The 17,571-nt window shown below is 54.7% G+C and carries 15 protein-coding genes and 1 pseudogene; 2 read left to right on the plus strand and 14 right to left on the minus strand.

What is annotated here, in order from left to right; translation table 11 throughout:
* The 7 genes and pseudogenes from FEAC_RS09575 to FEAC_RS09605 all read right to left on the minus strand — a co-directional run.
* Nucleotides 1–1,831, minus strand: a 1,831-nt coding sequence (locus FEAC_RS09575) for an ISAs1 family transposase (protein ID WP_052566168.1), incomplete at its 3' end; no start/stop codon positions are given.
* A 15-nt stretch (nt 1,832–1,846) separates the two neighbouring features.
* The gene (locus FEAC_RS09580; RefSeq protein ID WP_035391252.1) at nt 1,847–2,461 is read right to left on the minus strand and encodes a hypothetical protein; all 615 of its coding nucleotides are present in this window, start codon (nt 2,459–2,461) and stop codon (nt 1,847–1,849) included.
* A 1,153-nt stretch (nt 2,462–3,614) separates the two neighbouring features.
* A pseudogene (locus FEAC_RS16410) lies at nt 3,615–4,366 on the minus strand (Fic family protein).
* A gap of 89 nt (nt 4,367–4,455) precedes the next feature.
* Nucleotides 4,456–5,427 carry a nucleotidyl transferase AbiEii/AbiGii toxin family protein gene (locus tag FEAC_RS09590; protein ID WP_035391253.1) on the minus strand — a complete coding sequence of 324 codons (972 nt, stop codon included), beginning with the start codon at nt 5,425–5,427 and terminating at the stop codon, nt 4,456–4,458.
* On the minus strand, nt 5,411–5,896 hold the full coding sequence (locus tag FEAC_RS09595) for a hypothetical protein (RefSeq protein WP_081901232.1): 486 nt from the start codon (nt 5,894–5,896) through the stop codon (nt 5,411–5,413). The genes FEAC_RS09590 and FEAC_RS09595 overlap by 17 nt, the downstream gene beginning before the upstream one ends.
* Before the next feature lie 265 nt (nt 5,897–6,161).
* On the minus strand, nt 6,162–6,563 hold the full coding sequence (locus FEAC_RS09600; RefSeq protein WP_035391254.1) for a hypothetical protein: 402 nt from the start codon (nt 6,561–6,563) through the stop codon (nt 6,162–6,164).
* A gap of 628 nt (nt 6,564–7,191) precedes the next feature.
* On the minus strand, nt 7,192–7,587 hold the full coding sequence (locus FEAC_RS09605) for a hypothetical protein (protein WP_035391256.1): 396 nt from the start codon (nt 7,585–7,587) through the stop codon (nt 7,192–7,194).
* A gap of 382 nt (nt 7,588–7,969) precedes the next feature.
* Here FEAC_RS09605 and FEAC_RS09610 point away from each other — a divergent pair, with 382 nt between their 5' ends.
* On the plus strand, nt 7,970–8,434 hold the full coding sequence (locus FEAC_RS09610) for a hypothetical protein (protein WP_035391258.1): 465 nt from the start codon (nt 7,970–7,972) through the stop codon (nt 8,432–8,434).
* Nucleotides 8,435–8,490: 56 nt separating this feature from the next.
* On the opposite strand, the gene FEAC_RS09615 is transcribed toward FEAC_RS09610, so the two are convergent.
* A complete protein-coding gene (locus FEAC_RS09615) occupies nt 8,491–9,687 on the minus strand; it encodes an ATP-binding protein (protein WP_201773891.1) in 1,197 nt (398 codons plus the stop codon).
* 163 nt (nt 9,688–9,850) lie between these two features.
* Between FEAC_RS09615 and FEAC_RS09620 the strand changes: the two genes are divergently transcribed.
* Nucleotides 9,851–10,696: a P-loop NTPase family protein gene (locus tag FEAC_RS09620; protein WP_035391260.1), complete on the plus strand. Its 846-nt coding sequence runs from the start codon at nt 9,851–9,853 to the stop codon at nt 10,694–10,696.
* 133 nt (nt 10,697–10,829) lie between these two features.
* Here the strand turns inward: FEAC_RS09620 and FEAC_RS09625 are convergent, their stop codons facing one another.
* From FEAC_RS09625 to FEAC_RS09655, 6 genes are all read right to left on the minus strand, one after another.
* Nucleotides 10,830–11,219 carry a hypothetical protein gene (locus FEAC_RS09625; RefSeq protein ID WP_035391261.1) on the minus strand — a complete coding sequence of 130 codons (390 nt, stop codon included), beginning with the start codon at nt 11,217–11,219 and terminating at the stop codon, nt 10,830–10,832.
* Between the two features lie 1,346 nt (nt 11,220–12,565).
* On the minus strand, nt 12,566–14,023 hold the full coding sequence (locus FEAC_RS09635) for a hypothetical protein (protein ID WP_052566170.1): 1,458 nt from the start codon (nt 14,021–14,023) through the stop codon (nt 12,566–12,568).
* Nucleotides 14,024–14,244: 221 nt separating this feature from the next.
* Nucleotides 14,245–14,886, minus strand: coding sequence for a hypothetical protein (locus tag FEAC_RS09640; protein ID WP_035391268.1), 642 nt, complete (start codon nt 14,884–14,886; stop codon nt 14,245–14,247).
* A gap of 166 nt (nt 14,887–15,052) precedes the next feature.
* A complete protein-coding gene (locus tag FEAC_RS09645) occupies nt 15,053–15,373 on the minus strand; it encodes a hypothetical protein (protein ID WP_035391270.1) in 321 nt (106 codons plus the stop codon).
* Nucleotides 15,370–16,749 carry a hypothetical protein gene (locus tag FEAC_RS09650; RefSeq protein WP_035391272.1) on the minus strand — a complete coding sequence of 460 codons (1,380 nt, stop codon included), beginning with the start codon at nt 16,747–16,749 and terminating at the stop codon, nt 15,370–15,372. Before FEAC_RS09650 ends, FEAC_RS09645 begins: the two co-directional genes overlap by 4 nt.
* On the minus strand, nt 16,739–17,326 hold the full coding sequence (locus FEAC_RS09655) for a hypothetical protein (protein ID WP_035391274.1): 588 nt from the start codon (nt 17,324–17,326) through the stop codon (nt 16,739–16,741). Before FEAC_RS09655 ends, FEAC_RS09650 begins: the two co-directional genes overlap by 11 nt.
* Nucleotides 17,327–17,571: the final 245 nt, after the last annotated feature.

Genomic DNA, 17,571 nt, shown 5'->3' on the forward strand with positions numbered 1-17,571 from the left:
TGTCGGGTTGACGGGCAAGCTGGCGGGTTGCCGCTGCGATGTTGACCCTTAGGGGCGCGGCATAACGTATGATTCCGATAGCTAGATTGCGTAGTGTTGCAAGGATGCGAGGAAGTGTTCCGGTACGGACTTGTGAGCGGTCCTCGTCAAAGGTGTTGTCGCGGACCCAATGGAGGCTTTCGATCGACCAGTGGTCTCTCACGAGTCGAAGGAGATGCTCAGGGTCTGCGTCGTCTGCGGTAAGGTCTGTGACGTAGTAACGGGTCTCGATGCTGGTGCGAACGTCATTGAGGGTGGATGACTCGCGTTCGACGATGATGTAGAGATTCGCATGAGGAAACTCTGTCGAAGCAGGAACCGGGGCACTCCAGACCCGATGACGGTCGATGCGGCCATGACCGCGTGTGCATGTCTCGTACTCTGGGTGATCGCGATCGATCTCATCGCCTACGATGACTGCAGCATTGTGCAACCGTGGCTGATTACCCTTGACACCGAAGATGTAGTGAGCCTTCTTGGATTCGACGATGAAGCTAGCAGCCTTTCTCTGGGCATGCAGTGCATCAGCGGTGATGACCGTGCCGACGATCTCGAGAGGTTCGAGCAATGGAGCAAAGGCGAGAATCTCGTTCGTCTTATCGTTTTCTACATTGCGTTGACCAATAACCATTCCAGTATCATGACGAAGCGCTGAGAGCAACTGAACCTGGGTGCCGTCAGGTCGCCTGGCTCCTCGAACTGTCTTGCCGTCAACAGCTACTCCAACAAGGTCTTCTCCTGCACCGATGCTATTGCTGCCCTCGGTGTCAGAGTCACCAGTCTCAGATTCATTCTCCATCTTTGAACCTGTGGAGCTGCTAGACACAGGTATCGGATGTCTACGATCTGCCTGCTGTAGCGCCCAGGTATTGATGATCAGGTCGAACTCGTCTGGATCAACCGACATCGCAGCTCTGCGAATAGTAGCGTAGCTCGGTGGGATCCGAAGCCCTGTGGATGGGGAGATCCTTGCACCGAGGCGGGAAAGTGCCTCTTGGGACGCAGCATCGCTCCATTCGCTCAAAGCTACCAGGCTCTTGTTCCCAGCGAGAGTCGCACAAGCTATGAGTACCAGCGTTGAGGCAAAACTGTGGCGCACTCCCCGTGGGTCACGGGGATCGGTAATTGCCTCAATGCGTTCGATCAGACTCGTTAGGTCTGCGGTGTTGAAATCTATCTGCGCCACTTGGCTCCTTTGGTCTGTCAACAACGGATGGTCGAATGCACCGACGAGCACCTGCCTGGCCTTGCGATGCAACTGCCTGATGTAGACGTCTTTGATCTGGCCGTGCTCGACGTAACGGCCAGACTTACGTCCATATCCTGCGGTCTCACCGACGTAAAGGAACGAAGAAGCACCATAACAAGTCCCGATGTGGCGGGAGGGATCGACAAACGTCTCAACCAAGAGCACCCGGTGTCCCCACGTATCAACCCAGTCTGCACTCAAACGTCGCAGCGTCTTCGACATCACAGCGGATGCAGTGTTGGGACGCCTACCAGCAGGCAGAATACAGAATCGTTGGTTTGATGCGACGAAACGTAACCTGCGTTGCTGGAGATCTCTCGTCCAGCCGATGAACCGATCACGAGGTCCACACGATAGTGCGGGTGACGCGAACCCGAGCAGTGCTACCCACCCGCCACAGGAGTCCGTCGCTACATAGCGCATCGTCTCACCGACCATCCGGTGGCCAAGCCAGTGATGCTCGTCGAGTTCCGCATCGAACCTATTGGCGTCACCGACGCTTATCGGAGCAACGCTCAATCCCACAAACCACTCATCTCGCATCCGATGAACTTAGCATTACCAGGACGAACGCGCCAATCGACACATAACACTGCAGGTCACAGCCATAGGGCTTCGACTATGAAAAGGCCGTGCACTTGCCCCCGCTCCAGGGAGTCCTCGGGCAATGAGTCCTGCCGTGACAGTGAGTACTGCCCCGACCTTCACCCCCAAATAGGTGGCTGTACGCTGTGAGACGAGGACTTGGTCCCTTGAGGTCGGACAGCGTCCAGCATCGAGCTTCAGGTGGGCACACACGCCTGAACGCTCCAGGAGAGTCGTCGCAAGTAACTCCCCTTTCACGGCCGGAGTTGCCGCGACCATGGCTGGAACCTGCGCCGTGTAGATCGGATTACCAAAGAGTGCCCTACCATCCAAGGCAGGGAGCTGATCTCTCGCTGCTATGAGGCGGCTCTTTGCTAACGCTTGGACCGACACCACTTTCAGACCTGCCTTGACCTCAGGAGCAAAGCGCAAGCTCCCTACCAGGACTGAGTCCTGGGCGGATCCCAAGTAAATCGGTCCCACGGTTGCGCCAGCAATCGCAACGACTGCAGCGACCAAGAGGAAAATGAGAGCTCCAAGGCGAAACCGCAACCCTCGCAGGAAGAGGCCAATCTTCGTGGTAATCATTTGCTCATGATCCAAAAGATCGAATGACAAAGGATTCGTTCAGTTCCCGCACAACGCAACGAGTTTGTAAACTCCCCTCATTAATACCACATTTCAGCGCTCGGATGCACTAATACCACGACCCAGCCTGAACTCCACCGTGAGCGACCCAAGATCGCTTCAGGACAGCAAGGTAACACCGAAACCACCTCAAAAAGGTCTGGTGCCTGGACCGCAATACTATGGCAAATTCATGGTCACGGGCACCAGAACCATCCACGGGGTTAACCTAACCTACTCATTAGAGTCGATTGCCCACTCGCTAAACCATCCCGACCTACTCTATTGATCGCTACGCTCACTGCGGGGAGCCCTTCACGAGGAAGCAAATCCCAGAACTTGGGTCGCACCCATTCAGACCAGGACTCTCGGTACCTCTGACAGTCAGCCCCGAATGTGCCTGAGCAAGGCTCAGATTGACTCGCCGTCAACCCCATCCCGGCCCCCAAGCTGGTAACTCCGAGACTGGCAGCTAGAACTGCCCCCCCATACAACGATGTTTCTTACCTTCACCATTACCTCATTTTGGTAATCGTCACTACCAGAACTATCATCTGGTACTAGCACGAACCTAACACATCATGACGACGCTTGCACGGCATCTTCGACCTTTTACGAAAGTTTATCTCCTAACAGGGCTTTAGTGCTCGGGTCATGGGAGTGCTACTGTCGCGACAGGTCGCTTGGTTCGAACGATTCTCAGCATCCGTTTGGCGTCCATGTCGAGAGACATCGCTTGAGCCAGGATCCACCTACGCAACGTGGCTTTGGCGTCGGCAGGCGGTCCTGGGCCGGCACACTATCTCGCCCCGATGGTGCGGCTACCGATCGCTTCGGACCCGTAGTTGGCTCTAGAGCTCTTCAATAAAAGTCACAAGTTCTCATCAGCGCAGCTAGGAGTAGGCATTGTGTTCAGGAGTTGTCGAGAACATTCATGGTTGTTCGAAATTCCGTGACATTTTCTGTGACACGAATTGGAAGCCACGTCAATCGGGGCAAAGCTCCCAACCATCCGGGCTGGACAACACCTGATGCTGTCTAGCGTCAAGATGGCCCGGCAAACGTCTAGCGTCCACCATAACTGGTCGCTTCTGAAGTCGGTTTGGTTTTCACTTCAAAACACGCTTCCCGTATTTGTTATGGTCGGTCCCCTCACATGAGAGATGTGGACCGGGCTCAAGGGGCCGTCCAATAGAAACCTGACCATGTTTGCATTGAAGCTTTGAGCCTGAGCTGCAGGAACGCTAATCGCATCAATGCCACTCGACATGAGAACGCCGTTCATCATGAAGCGGGAAGTACGCTTGCCATCAAAGGAGAATTGCTGAAAGGCTCCAAATAGAAAGAATATGAGACCCTTCTCGAGTGGCTGTAAATCACTCTTCTTCAGTGCATTCACGCCATAGGAAAACACCCTGTTCAACTCGAGAGCACCTGCAATAGTTGGCAATGGTGTATGTCGGCCAAACTCCCCCAAGCTCACGTCAGGCGTGTAGTGTGTTTCTTGTCCCTCACCACGGAAATGACCCCATTCCTAGCGACGATCTCATGTAGATCGCAGAAAATAGCTTTATCGAGTTTGAAATACTCTGATTTCATCCGAGTCAGAAGCAGCTTGGCACTTTCAGCAAGATTCATGATCTGTTCTTGATCTGAAAGCCTATGGCCGCCAACCGTCACGCCATCGAGTAGTGTTTGCACTTCTGGAAAGGTAAAGGGGTTCCCTTCAAGCACGCCTACATCTCAAACGAACTCGGGAAGCATCTTCTGAAACCGGAAACACGCACGTTGGACGGAATGCACAGGAAGGTCGTTAGGCACGATAGCCCTATCCCAGCCGAAACCAAGTGCTTCAAAAAGATCCATGTCACTCTACCTCTCCACTCTTACTAGCTTGAACGGAAGGTCCGTCTGCTTAACGGCTGAGCCTGGTCGCCACTGTCGTCATCACCTTACTACCCACCCAGTGTGCCGCGAGCCAAGTTGATAAAGGTCTCAGTGACATCATCGAAGCTCGGCGTCTCGCCCCATATCATGGTCTGACAGAACTGCTCGTACCGAGTTCGCGTATCACCATCACGAACGCGGCCAAGCTCGTCGCGGAGTACTGCGTAAGGATCGCCAGCAAAGACCTCGTGCTGGTGTCCATAGGTTTCGACATCGCGAGTAACGGTCTGGGAAACTAGGTCGCTAATCCGGTCTGCGAACTGGAGCACGTCAAAGTCTGGCGAGTTCGACAGTCGCTCAAGCACGCAGTGGGTGTCGTACAGGTGGCGCACCTGGCGATCATCGTAATCCCCGCGCGTTAGTCCGGCACGTTCCTGAGAGGTGCGGCGTAGATAACCGACCACCTTGTCGGCCAGAGTGTCCATGACAGAGATGGTTGGAATGGCATCTGCGTCCGACACGGTACCTGTCACCCTGTCTACGATGGTGGCCAAGGGCAATTGTGATACCGGACTAATTGGAGCAAACGCGGTCATCTCGAGTTTGAGATGTTCACGCATTGCAGCATCCTGTCTGGAGAATCGACTTTGGTAGGCGAACTCACCCATCATGTACGAGTTGTTGTTGCGGCCCCGCATCTCGCCTACTAATGGGAACCCGGTATCCTCCAGGAGGGCTACGATCGCGGTCTTGACGGTCGAAAGTAGCTTACGAGTTCGTCCCCGGCTCAAGCCATCCGGAACGACTATGCGAAAGTCTGCGTCCTCGGACATACGCTCGATGAGCTGGTGGGCTGGGCTGAGCGAAGTGCCACCACAAAACACCAACTGGCAACCTTCGTCTTGTCCAGCGTCCCTAATGGCCAAGATCGCTTCTCGGACAAGAATGTCCTTCTCGAGCATGGCTGCGGATAAGTTCACTATCTGAGCTGCGGTGAGAGCTTGGATTAGCGAGTGGTCGCGTTCATTTAGACCTCTCATAGACCAGCCGCCCCTTCCCGAACCCGATCTGTCGTCTAATGCGGGAGTTCCCGACATCGAAGGCGAACCATGCCGGTACTTGGGTTGACCGGTTCTCGTTATAGGCCCGAAGGGCACTGTTCTGCTTTGGGTCCACACCTAGTTTGCGCAATATCTGTGCACCCCATTGTTCTCGGAAAGCGATCGGAACTACTATTGGGTCGCCTGTGATGGGGCTGATGATGGTTTCAGCCTTTACGTAAGCCCCATAACCCACTCGTACAAGCTTCCCATCTTTCACCATAGCTCGTAGTGCTTTATCCACCCCAGAGCGGGTCTTGCCCAATCCGTTAAATTCGGAGCGCAAGAAGGCAGCCTCGTTCGGACGGTCCTCTAGGTACTTCTCAATCGCGGGTCTGATTTTGGAGGTGTACATACCTCTATTATATACAAGTGAGCCAAGCGGGCACATGTGCGCAGTAAGCGCCACCGACCTGCCTCCGCACGCCCTATCTTCAAGAGTCGCTGTCGAGTGGGCGGTGCCGTTTCTTAGCTAAATGGTGTAAGCTCCGGGTTGTTCGAGTTTGGTACTATATGCGCGTTTGGTTGATCGAGATTTATTGGTTGGGACCATAGGTTTCCGGTGCATTCAGGGGTTGAGTACGTGGTGGCCATCAGCAAAGGCAGGTATTGATGCGAACATCGATGAAAGCAATGGTTGCCGGAGGTGTAGTCGTCGTAGTGCTGGCGGGTGTTTACGGATTGAGCGGAATCGCCTCTGCATCTTCTCCCAAAGTTGCGACATCGGGGTCCCGTTCTGGCAACCAGGTCGAATCGAAAGCATCTCCAACTGCTTCCACGTCTACACTTCCTTGTGACCCACGGATACTTACGGCCACAGTTGGACCAGTTGCTCCCCTCGGGGGCTTTAAGGTTGCATTCTCTGACGTCCTCACAAATTCCGGCAGCCGGTCCTGCGCCATCGGTGGTGCTGGGTCAATGGGGATCACTGGCCCGTGGCTTGGAGCGTCTACAACCGCCGCGTTCTCAACTACCGCCAAGCGAGCAACCGACATACGTATGACTAGAACACCTGCTACCGTTAGCTCCTCGGCGATCGTGCTAGCACCTCGGGCCAAGGCGCAAGTGTGGATCATAACGACGACCCAGGACCCATCTAATCCACCTGCAAAGGGTTCGTCACTGGCCCAACAAGACGCAAACAGCAGGGAAACTTGCTATTTCAAACTGGCTATTCCCAGTTCTCAGGGGAGTCCATTGTCGGTAGCTGCACCGCAGGCATGCCCGACGAGTTCGCCATCATCAGTGGTTACTTACAACGTTGTTGGAGTCTTGCCGCCAGTAACCCCTCAAACAAGCTTTCCACCGAGTCATATGATGAACTCATTGGCCGGCTAGCCGTGAAGTAACTCTGAAATGAGGCGCGAGAGTCGAACGGGGTATTCAGAACTATGAAGTCCGACTGGAGCGTAGTTCATGGCAAGGGCATAGGAGCAAGTAATCCGCTTCTCCTCTTGTTAGCGCTCTGATACGAAAGTTCACAAAGTTGGACGGCCCCTTGAGCCGGTCCACTTCGTAGACGGTTTCTGAAACGTTCCGGTGGGGCTTATGTGGCGTTGAAACTATAAAGGTTACTGAAGACCGCTTCCGCCCGTGAGCCCTCTTTGAGGTGACGTTTGGCGAGTTGGGCTTCTATAGTGCCTTGGCGCGCATACAGCCAGTCCATTGCGGAGTAGATCTCATCGGTTGAGATACCCATTAGCCCTAGGTCAGCCCGAGGGTGGAGTCTTTGAACCACCGGGAGGTGGCGAGCTTGGAGGCTGGGCGAATGGCTCCGGCCAAGATCAGCGCATAGATGATATCTCGCTCGCGACAGGCGGGTCCAAGGAGGGCGGGAAACTTTAACTTGTTCGCCATCGCAGCTATAGCTGCCACATGTCCATGAGGCAGACTTCGCTTGATCTCAAAGCCCTCCCCGGCCACCACATGGTGCTTACCAGCCAAGGACTCACGGATTACCTGGATCGTCTCTTCGGGGAGATAGGAGAGATTAGCCAGCGTCTCGTTCTTTACCTTGCCATCTTCACGATAAGAGCGTCTAAGGAGATGGGTTTCATAGATCTTGTCCTTGTGCTGGCGACGAGTAGTGGCAACATGCATGGCACCGCTAAAGCGTTTAACCAGAGTATCGTATCACACCAATTCCACCCTGTCAAGGCACTCGTGTCTACACTTTCAGCCCGTTCTTAACTATCTACCCACTTCATAGGTGATATTGGGGTCAGGAGCGGTCGTAAGTTCGGACTAAAGATCGGGCCTGTAGCGGAATTACACCCGCTACCGGTTCTGTCGATAGTAGGTAGAATACGAACATGCGTTCGCATACGGAGGTAACGTATTGCATTGCGTTTAATGTGGAAATGAGATCGGTACTGGCATGTTCGCGCAGGAATGGCATCACGAACGTGGGTGCTGCTCCCTTAAGTGTCTGCTTGCATGGGAGCGCTATCGAGTTACTCAGGTCTGTCGACAATACCCACTGATGGATGAGATTATCGACCAGCGCGATCTCGCCCGAGCCCTCGACATCCTAGCCACCCATCTGAACTGTAGACCCAGCATCGACAGAAGTCTTGGGTGGTTGGTGACCGTGGACGCGACCTGGGTGAGCCCGGATTGGGCGGGCTTTGTCTCTCACGCAGTGGATCTATTCGGGACTATAGAGGGCTTTGCGGCCGATGGCGGGGAGATCGTCGGGCCACGGTGCGCACAATTTGCCGCACTCAAGGAAGACCTTTTTGATGCCTTGCTCGCGTTAATCGCGGACGTAACCAGGTGGCGAAGAAGCTGTATCAGGGACTGCGATGCGTGGACGCTTGAGCACGCCAGCGAGATCGTGGTGCGAGCGGACAGCGCTTTTGCCCTGCACAACCTGTCTTTCGACGCCGTGCGAGATCTGCATGAGTGGATCGAGTTGATCAAGTGCGCCGACAAACCCCGTCCGTAAGGGCGGGGAGGATGTCACCACAATGCTCGCGGTTAACAGCTAGCCAAGAGATCCACCTACCTACGAAGGCCGCCTCCTTTAGGCGGTTTGAATGTTAGCGTTTGTTCGCCAAGAATCTTAGGATTGCCGGAACGGAGGGCCGATACGATAGCGTGTTCTCTGAGGTACTCGCGCAGAAGTGGTTGCACAAAGTCGACTTCTCCATGGCGTACTCCTTCAATTAGGCCCGCCTCAATTAGACGGAGCCGATACTGACTCCCGAAGTTCGCGGTGACGTTGAGGCGAACACAAATGTCAGACATCCTCGAAGGACCGTCGTCTTGTGCCATGACGGTCAGAAACGTTCGATCAATATCGGACAGATCAGCTAGCGCTGGTTCAAATATCAACGATCCCATGCGTTTGCGAGCCTCAGTCACCCCCATGGTGACATCCGCCAAGGTTATCTCTTCCTCGCTGGGATGCTGACGCCAGCTATAGCGGCCCACGAGCTGGATCAGAAACGGATATCCACCCGTCGCGTGTGCGGCCTCATCAAGGGCTGCGGGAGCAATTGTGCGACCGTTGGCTTCGATTGGTTCGCGAATTGCCCGTTCCACGTCGGCAAAGTCGACTGGACCAAGAACGTAACGATCCGCTCGCTGGAGGAACGTCAACACGTTATCGTTGAGGACGGCGCTTACCGCACTCGGGAGACCAGCGCCAGCAAATGCCACCTCCCTTTCTTCACGGAAGGCATGTTGTAATGTTGCTCCAAACTCGCGCAGTTCGTCTATCTGTCGATAGTGCAGTTCGTCGAGAGTGATGAGCACGCCTGTGCCGTGTTCAGCAAGCGTGTCGGTCACCAACTCAAGTTGGTTCCGAAAGGTCAGAGGGGTGGGATGAACGTTCGTGGTATCCCAGGTTGCTCCACCAGCTCCGAATGGAAGGGACACGCCGGTCAATCGCGTCATTTTACGTTCGACACGTTGGCTGGATAGGATACCCGGAAGGTGAATTGTGGCGAGGCGAGTGATAAATCCCGGGGTTGCCGTTTCAGAGATCACCAGCCAGGCTTGCTCCTTAGCGACCTCCTGAACTGCGTTTAGTATGACCGTTTTGCCGGTACCCCGAGCACCGGTATAAAGCGTGGCTCGCGATGGGGACCCTGGGCCATCACCTAGGCCGGAAGCGAATTCTCCGATAAGGTCGTCTCTTCCCACGAGCAGAGGTGGGGATACACCGAAGGTTGGGCTGAAGGGATTCCTTGTCATACAGCCAGTTTACCACGAGTCGTTTTAGATTCGTTTAGACGGTTTAGTTTCTTTAGATATCCCTCCCCGCCCTGAAGGACGAGGCTTCCCGGCGCACTTGGTGAGATTCGTCTCCATGTTGCCTATATGTGTTAGTAAGACCTTAGAGGAGGAGAACACGAACATGGATACGGACAAGAAGCTGATCTTTTCAACGGGCGCAAAGGGTGGGGTTGGCAAGTCCACACTGGCGATCCTGATGGTGGAAGCACTGCTAGAGGGAGAGGCTACGGTTGCCTGCTTGGAGGGCGACGAGCGTTCTGCGTCGCTTGGGGCTAAGTACGGCTCTCATCCAGAGGTTCGCGTGGCCAATGTTGACCTGTCAAGCCTTACACCCGATGCTGGCTTGGCGATGCTCGGCAAGGCAGTTGAATCATTGGACGCACAGTACGTGGTTGTGAACACCCCCGCGAGCGGAGTGCGGGTCTTTGACGAGCTCCCACTGGTTTTGACATCTCTTGGGCGTGAACCCCGAGCTACCTGGTCCTTAGCGATCACCGCTGATCGCATCAAGGACGGAGCAGATGACGACGGCCTCTTTACGAGTATCGACGGTGAGATGCTCTCTGGCATCGCATCAACCCGTGTCACAGTGGTGCGCCCGCTCTTTCAATGTTCCTATCGTGGTGAACCGTTCTGGTGCGATGATCGGGGTGATTTGATGAAACGTGTGGGGATGCGCATCATGGACATTCCTAGGATTCCCATGCCAACGCTTGAAGCGATCCACCGAACTCCACTGTCCGTCTCTGAGGTGGCTGCGCAGAGTGATCCAATCCTGAGTGCGGCGTTGCTAGTTACCTGGCATCGCATCAAGACCGCGTTGGCAGCGACGGTGCTAGACGGAGCTGCGGTTAATCTCATCCCGCCGCCCCTGTCGCTTCCAAAGCGCGAGAAGATTTTCGGTGCAGGTGGGATTCTGCAGCAGTTGGCGGATGAGAAGGCCAATGATGCAAAGGGCAACGACTAACGCCTTTCTCGGTGCCCCACGCGAGTGGGGGTCATCCGTTGAGACGCCAGCGTTGTTGTAGTCCCAGGGATAAGCCTAATACGGCATCCAGGCTCATTGGGGGGCTACCGCGACAGCCCAGGACGTCTGCTCGCTAGCGGACCTTCGCTTTCATGGAAAGGCGTAAGCACCCAAGGTCAACGAAGAGCATTAACGTCGAGACAACGACCCCCATCTTTGCTAGCACGGACATTCCTTGGACCCCCACCACTGACACGAATGCAAAGGAGACACTAGCGCCTGCAACGACTACCAACCAAAGCGGAACCGGGAAGACGCCCAAGTAGAGAGCATCGGCAGGGTCGATAAACCAGGCTGCAAGCATCGAGAGGTGACCACCCACTCCTCTCAGGGCCATCAGGATGATAAGCGCGACAAGCGAGAGGCAACTCGCGACACCGAGTGCCTCGAGTACCTGATGAAACAGCATGAACCCGATAGCTGACGAAATCAACTCCAGAACCATCAGGGGGACAAAACGCATGCCAACACCTCCGAATACCTATGTCCGGGACAACCTTGAGATCCGACGAGCTTTAAGAACCCGAACTCCAGACTGGACCGGGTTAAGTCAGACCGCATGATCGATGATAGCCCTTCTCCTCAAACGTAACACCACCTATAGCAGGCAGGTGCGTCCTGGACTTTTGATTGCTCGAGGTGTTCGATATCACGGTGGTCATGACCCAGCGAGACGAGTTACATTGCTGTTTGCCATCGGGAGAGCGTAGTTGCCTCCGCGCTGGATTGAAAACAGATTACTTACCCACTTAATTGCCGAGCTTACGACTCCACCCGCACACGATGCTAGGACCGTACCCCCGTCGACAAGGCCGACAGCCGCCAATCCAAATCCTGACGTCAATGTAGCGATGACCACTCCGCCAGCCACTGCCACAACGCAACCCTCTATTGCCCCGGTGCTAGCATTTACAATAGTCTCGTTATATAGAGTCTGACCAGCCTGATCTGTGGTGTACAGGAAGTATTCCTTGGTCCCACACCCGTAACCTGGGTCGCAGATCAATTGCGGCTTTATCGAAGCCGCTGAAGTAGCAACGGTGGTAATGGCAGAATGCGTTACTACACTACTGTGGCTCGCCAACAACCCCATGCCAGTTCCGACACTAGCGAGTCCAAGACTGACGACTACAATCGCCCCACCTCAAACCATGTTCCGTATTTTCATCTTCCCCTCCGAAGTTCTGGAGTTGCTGTTCTTGTGGTCGGCAACTACGTCTTAACGTAGCGCATCTCACCGACGGTTGCAACAACTTTCAGCCAAATAGTGTTGGTATGTCATCCGTTTGGTGGACACGGGAGATGGATTCACCAGAGTTTCAGCGCACGGGGCTTTGGGTCCGGGCCTCGAATCTACCCAGACGGGCCACGATTGAGGTGAGTGTCCTCTGGGTAGAGGCCAGGACCTCTTCGAGCCTGGCAAGGAAGTCGGGCATCTGACGGTTGAGCTGTGCGGTGGCTTCGAGGGCAACTTGGGTGTCACTCCCCGAGCGCGAGAAGATTTTCGGTGAGGGTGGGATTATGCAGCAATTACTGGGTACCCGAGACAGCGGTGAGGCTGGGGATGAGTGAGGGCATCGGAGAGTGTCTCTTGCTCAACATGAGCTTTCCTACCGTATCTATCTTGGTCGGTCATCCCGCATTAGAGGTGGATCAGCTACGGGTCACCACTCCATCTGTTCATTTGAATTCTTGCCCACATTTTGGCGCCTTGAGCTATCTTGCAGTGTGTCAAGCAAAGCATGTCGACCCCTCTGACGTGCTCTTATGCATTACGCGGTGAGGAGGATACCTCGTTGGAGAGAACTTTCAATAAGTCCCAAGCATCCAGGCAAAAGCCTCCGGCCCGTAAGTTATCGAGGTGCCAACCTGAGCAACCATCTCCTGCGGTTTACCGGAGCCGCTGGGTTGAGGCAATCCAGCTGTGGGAATTACTTCCATGACATCGTTTAAGTAACGAATGGCGAGTTTGAGCAATGCCTCGGTCAGCCGTCCTACCTCAAAGTTGATCTGTTCGTGCCCCTCGTTCGCGATTCCGAAGGCCTCTGCTACTTCTAGTCGGCGCAGATTATCGACTAACTCCGTAACACCTGGACCCTTGCATGAACCCCTTAGTGAGTTTATAAGTGCTAGATCCATAGTTGTCGCATGTCCACTTTTCACGGCGTTCTTCATCGCCTCAAAGACGTCCTTCGTTAGCCCACTACGAAGGTCAAGAGACTCACGAAGTTGGCCCCATATCACCGACATCTCATGCCAATGGGGTAACGACGTTTTCATTTCACTATAGGGATCACCCTTACTTGACCCTACTTCATCCCGAGCAAGCCCGGTCAGGGTCGTCTCGGCAATGACAGTCTGTAGGAGGTTCCACTGAATTTGGATCGCTTCGCCGACTTGACCAAGGAACAGGTCGAATGCATTCACAGCATGGCTGTGGCACGTTGACGCGGCAGGCAAGTCTTGCTGCGCGGCTGCCTCGGCAAGGCTCACATGAACTCGATCCCGCGCTTCCAAGCTGTTGCCCAAAGCACGGACCATGCGGTTCCAAATGGGCGAGAGCCGATCCCCACCTCTGCTGAGCTTATTTTGAATATCCCACTTCCCCAACATGATCACCCACCTAGTATCGTCTTTGACGAGGTAGCGCCCCGCGAGGTCATAGAATGCGACTTTGCCCAACTTATCCGACGATCCGCTGTTGCAATCCTTCGGGAAGTGCGACCACACATAGCGACCTCTCGATCTGAGGTACAGTCCCACCAGGATGAGCGCGTCGGCGACCCCAGTTGTAGCCGACGCCCGATGCACATGTTCGATCACGCCGTACGGGTACTCGAGCCGTTCGGTTTGCTGGGAAACGATAATGTCAGCACCAATAGAATCCCCAACCTGGAGTAGCTGGATTATCCGTGCATCGGGTTGGAGAGTAGCGCCCGGCATTATTTCTGGCGCTATCTCTGTTGCCCGCATGGGCAAGTTATATCTCTCATCACGAGAACTCACCGCGAGACGCTCTGGCCGATCTTCCTCGTTTTCCACAACCACCCGACGGTGACTAGGACAGGTGCTCCAAGTACCAGGGACCTGTGACGAATCCTCGAGATAGAACAATTCGAGTAAATCGATGTTCATGAGGCCGGACAACAGGAACGCCTCCGAGAAAGGCGACTCTTGCGCCATCCGAAACTCGTCACCCAACCAAAGCACCCGTAATGACGGGGCCTCGACTCTCCCGATAAACGGGCTAGAAAAGTTCGTAGGCATCTTAAGTGTCACCCCATTGTGAAAGCAACGAGAGTAGGGCCCTCCGAAGTTTGATAGCCGAGATCGCTACTGTTGATGAGTACAGACCACCTTCATATGAATAATTACGCGCATAGATAATTCCCTTATGGACACACTCGCTGACCGCGCGTGACGCTAGAGTATTATCCGCAGTGCTACTATCAGCAAAAGCCAACAAATCCAGCAATGCTAAGGGATAACTAATCGACATTTTCGCAAGCTATGCCGAGGCTATCGCCATTTTCTTCGAACGTTTGGGCGCAATACTTCCCAGGGACCACGTCGCCATTTGGCGCCCACGTATAAATCCCTTGCTCACCAGCCGGATAATAAAATATGCCTGAGTACTTATTAACACCGCCTGGGCCATAGATGTGTTGATATCCAACAAAATCCTCCTCCACAAGGATCGATGCTGCAATATATTTCACGTAGTTACCACTGCCCTCGATGTTGATGCACGTTACCCCAACGGACGCACTCTCTGCGTCACAACCGTAGGCGGTTTCAGGTCGAGCTACACTTCCTGACACGATCATGCCAGTGCTGACAGCAGGTAGTGAGGTTGCGGGCGCCGTCACGGTTGGACTTGATCCCATGAGTGCGTCGATCCCACGCGGCATAGCAGCACTAGCAAGGAGACTATACGTAGGAGCTCGAAGCCCACCTTCGTTTGCATCGACATCTTCTGGACGGACGGCAGCCGACGCGGCTCCATGCAGTGTCCAACTACCCAACGCCGGTCTCGATTCTTCACCTTTGTGACTCACCGTCAACCCCATGCCAGTTCCCAAGCTAGTGAGTCCGAGACTGACGGCTACAATCGCCCCACCTCGAACCATGTTCCATACTTTGATCTTCCCCTCCGATGTTCTGGAGTTGCTGTTCTTGTGGTCGGCAACTACGTCTCAACGTAGCGCATCTCACCAAAGGTTGCAATGAGTTTTCGACAAATGCTGTTGGTATGTCATCCGTTTGGAGGACACGGGAGATGGATTCGCCAGAGTTTCAGCGTGCGGGGCTTTGGGGCCGGGCCTCAAGTCTACCCAGACGGGCCTCGATTGAGGTGAGTGTCCTCTGGGTAGAGGCCAGCACCTCTTCGAGCCTGGCAAGGAAGTCGGGCATCTGACGGTTGAGCTGTGCGGTGGCTTCGAGTTCGGCGTGTACGTCACTCCCCTCCCCTGCCTTGGCGATGACCGTACCGAGTAGTGCGACTGTGGCCCATATCGGGTGGTCGTCGGGTAGACCCTGCACATCTGCAAGGGTCTCGACCACTTGGCGCTGATGAAAATCGGTCAGTTGTTGTAGTGCTTGGTCTCTTGGCATCATAGCCAATCTCCTTTAAGTTGCTCGCGCGCAAGATCGCACTGGTGGTCGCTTGGATAGTCGTCCTTTTTGGGATCGCTAGCGGACAACGGTGGTGCAAGCGTGAGTTCGGTACGGCTGGGTGGCTGCCCATATAGTGCAGGTGATGGGATATCGTCGCCAGAGAGCACTACGATTTCGTCATAGCGGATCCAACCGTTATGCCGGAACTCGTAGGCTCCACGGAGGATGAGAGCCTCAGCAAGGAGCCTCTTGTGCGAGGTTGCGTTTAACGTTGGAGCCTCGATGCCAGCCTGCATGTCGTTGTGGTAGGCGGCCTCTCGGCGTGAGATTTCGTCTTGGGTGAGGTTGGGTCGGATTATTACGGGGTCGGGGATCTCGGTTAGGCCGGCGATGCTGTCTGGACGATCGAATCCGCACAGCCTTATCGCATCGGGTGCATCTGTCTCGGCAAGGACGTAGGCACCACAGGCGAGAGCAGCAGTCGCAAGCACACACAGCTTCGATCGGGTTGTGAGGCGGTGGCTGGGGCGAGCGTTGATGAGCTTGTAATAGCCGTTTGTCATGTCATTGGCCTCAGCTCGCAGTCGTTCGCGCTGGGACTTCTCATCGCTACGGCCTTCATCGTCTTCGGGGATCTCCCTGTAGAGTTTGGCACGTTCACGATATATCGCGATCCACTCGTCGTATTGCGCTCTAAGCTCGGCAACGCTCACACCAGGATCGTCCTCAACGCAGAAGACGCTCTTTCTGGACGCCTGGCGCTCCCTCTTCTGCCTCATCTTTTCCTCTTCGGCTTTCTCCTTCGCGGCGAGCGCCTTGATCTCGGCGTTGTAGTCCTTGAGCTGTCCCGTGAAGGGACCCTTCGCCTCTTGGCTCTGAGTGGTGGCAGGCTGGGGCGCGGGGGTGACCTCGGGCATCGTGAGTGATGGCTGAGGAACGGGTGCGGCGTTGACACTGGTTGACTGGTCGGTGTATGAGACCCGTTGCGGAAGTGGGTCCCCCATGGAGATGATCCTTCGACTGGCAACAAGTTCATACTCCGTGATCAGCATGTTGAGGGTAGGGATTGCGCCGTCATTAGCAGGTTGAGGAGGAACGCTATCTAGAATCGCCAACCAGCTAGCACCCTGTTCACGAAGGTTTGTGACTTTGACGTTGTTCGTGAGTGCCCACTGAGCGGCAGCGATGTACGGGGGAGAGTTGCGTCGCTTGAATTCACGTTGATAGACAGCAGTGAGCGTTCTTGTGCTTATCTTTAACCCAGCACTCTGGAGCTGGTTGCATATCTCTGCCCAAGTAACACCCCGAGAACGCCACTCTGTGATCTCGATGAAACGGGCTCGGATGAGTTGGATCGGTGTGGGTTTAATTGGCATTGTTCTCTCCAACTTGCGGATGAGTCGCTGGCGATGTTGCGTCACTAGCGTGGGAGATTACTTCCCAAATGGGAGAACCTGACCGTTTATGGGTGGGTGCATCTGCGTGCTTCCCAACTCGAATGTACCCGCGATCGACTAACGCATGGAGCGTTGCTTGCGTTGTGTTACTAGTGCTGAAGCGTCTCCGGTTAGAGAGCATCGCATCGCGAGTTGTAAACGTCTTTAATCCCTTGCGATTAATCCACTTCAGAATCAACTCTTGATCGCGCTTAGTCGAGGTGGAGTTTGCTGGGGCAATGACTGCAGTGTATTCCGCAACGAGTACATCAAGTTCAGGGATGCTGCCCTGTTTTATCGCCACCGGAGGCAGTAGTCCCGCGATAGTTGCCCATCCATACCCGCGATTGCGTAGATCGGCTATTGCGCGTTCGTTGTCAATCGCCCAGCGCACAGCGGCGATACGACTAGGGGATGAGCGGAGGCGGAGTTCGTCATTGTAAGTGGAGACAACCAAGCTGGTGTTCGCAGACGTGCCATCGCGCGTGAGTTGACTAGCGATTTCTTTCCACGTCAATCCCCGAGAACGTCACTCGATCATCTCGTCGAGGTGGGATCGGATGAACTGGGTGGGGGATTCTGGATTCTTCATTGTTCAAACTCCTTTTGCTCTCTACTTATATAGATAGGCCGATTGTTCTCACTTTTTCCACAGTCACCCCGTATTTGCCCTAAAAGGTAACAGTCACCCCGTTTCACCTGGGTATATGCAAGGGTTTTCACTCCCAGTTCCTTCGCTTGTTGAAGCGATCCCGAACGAGT

This window comes from Ferrimicrobium acidiphilum DSM 19497 (genome assembly GCF_000949255.1).
Taxonomy (GTDB): Bacteria; Actinomycetota; Acidimicrobiia; order Acidimicrobiales; family Acidimicrobiaceae; genus Ferrimicrobium; species Ferrimicrobium acidiphilum.

Coding starts and splice junctions, on each gene's coding strand:
- FEAC_RS09580 (WP_035391252.1), bottom strand. CDS start 2,461: ATGATTACCACGAAGATTGGCCTCTTCCTGCGAGGGTTGCGGTTTCGC.
- FEAC_RS09590 (WP_035391253.1), bottom strand. CDS start 5,427: ATGAGAGGTCTAAATGAACGCGACCACTCGCTAATCCAAGCTCTCACC.
- FEAC_RS09600 (WP_035391254.1), bottom strand. CDS start 6,563: ATGATCCACACTTGCGCCTTGGCCCGAGGTGCTAGCACGATCGCCGAG.
- FEAC_RS09605 (WP_035391256.1), bottom strand. CDS start 7,587: ATGCATGTTGCCACTACTCGTCGCCAGCACAAGGACAAGATCTATGAA.
- FEAC_RS09610 (WP_035391258.1), top strand. CDS start 7,970: ATGGATGAGATTATCGACCAGCGCGATCTCGCCCGAGCCCTCGACATC.
- FEAC_RS09615 (WP_201773891.1), bottom strand. CDS start 9,687: ATGACAAGGAATCCCTTCAGCCCAACCTTCGGTGTATCCCCACCTCTG.
- FEAC_RS09620 (WP_035391260.1), top strand. CDS start 9,851: ATGGATACGGACAAGAAGCTGATCTTTTCAACGGGCGCAAAGGGTGGG.
- FEAC_RS09625 (WP_035391261.1), bottom strand. CDS start 11,219: ATGCGTTTTGTCCCCCTGATGGTTCTGGAGTTGATTTCGTCAGCTATC.
- FEAC_RS09635 (WP_052566170.1), bottom strand. CDS start 14,023: ATGCCTACGAACTTTTCTAGCCCGTTTATCGGGAGAGTCGAGGCCCCG.
- FEAC_RS09640 (WP_035391268.1), bottom strand. CDS start 14,886: ATGGTTCGAGGTGGGGCGATTGTAGCCGTCAGTCTCGGACTCACTAGC.
- FEAC_RS09645 (WP_035391270.1), bottom strand. CDS start 15,373: ATGATGCCAAGAGACCAAGCACTACAACAACTGACCGATTTTCATCAG.
- FEAC_RS09650 (WP_035391272.1), bottom strand. CDS start 16,749: ATGCCAATTAAACCCACACCGATCCAACTCATCCGAGCCCGTTTCATC.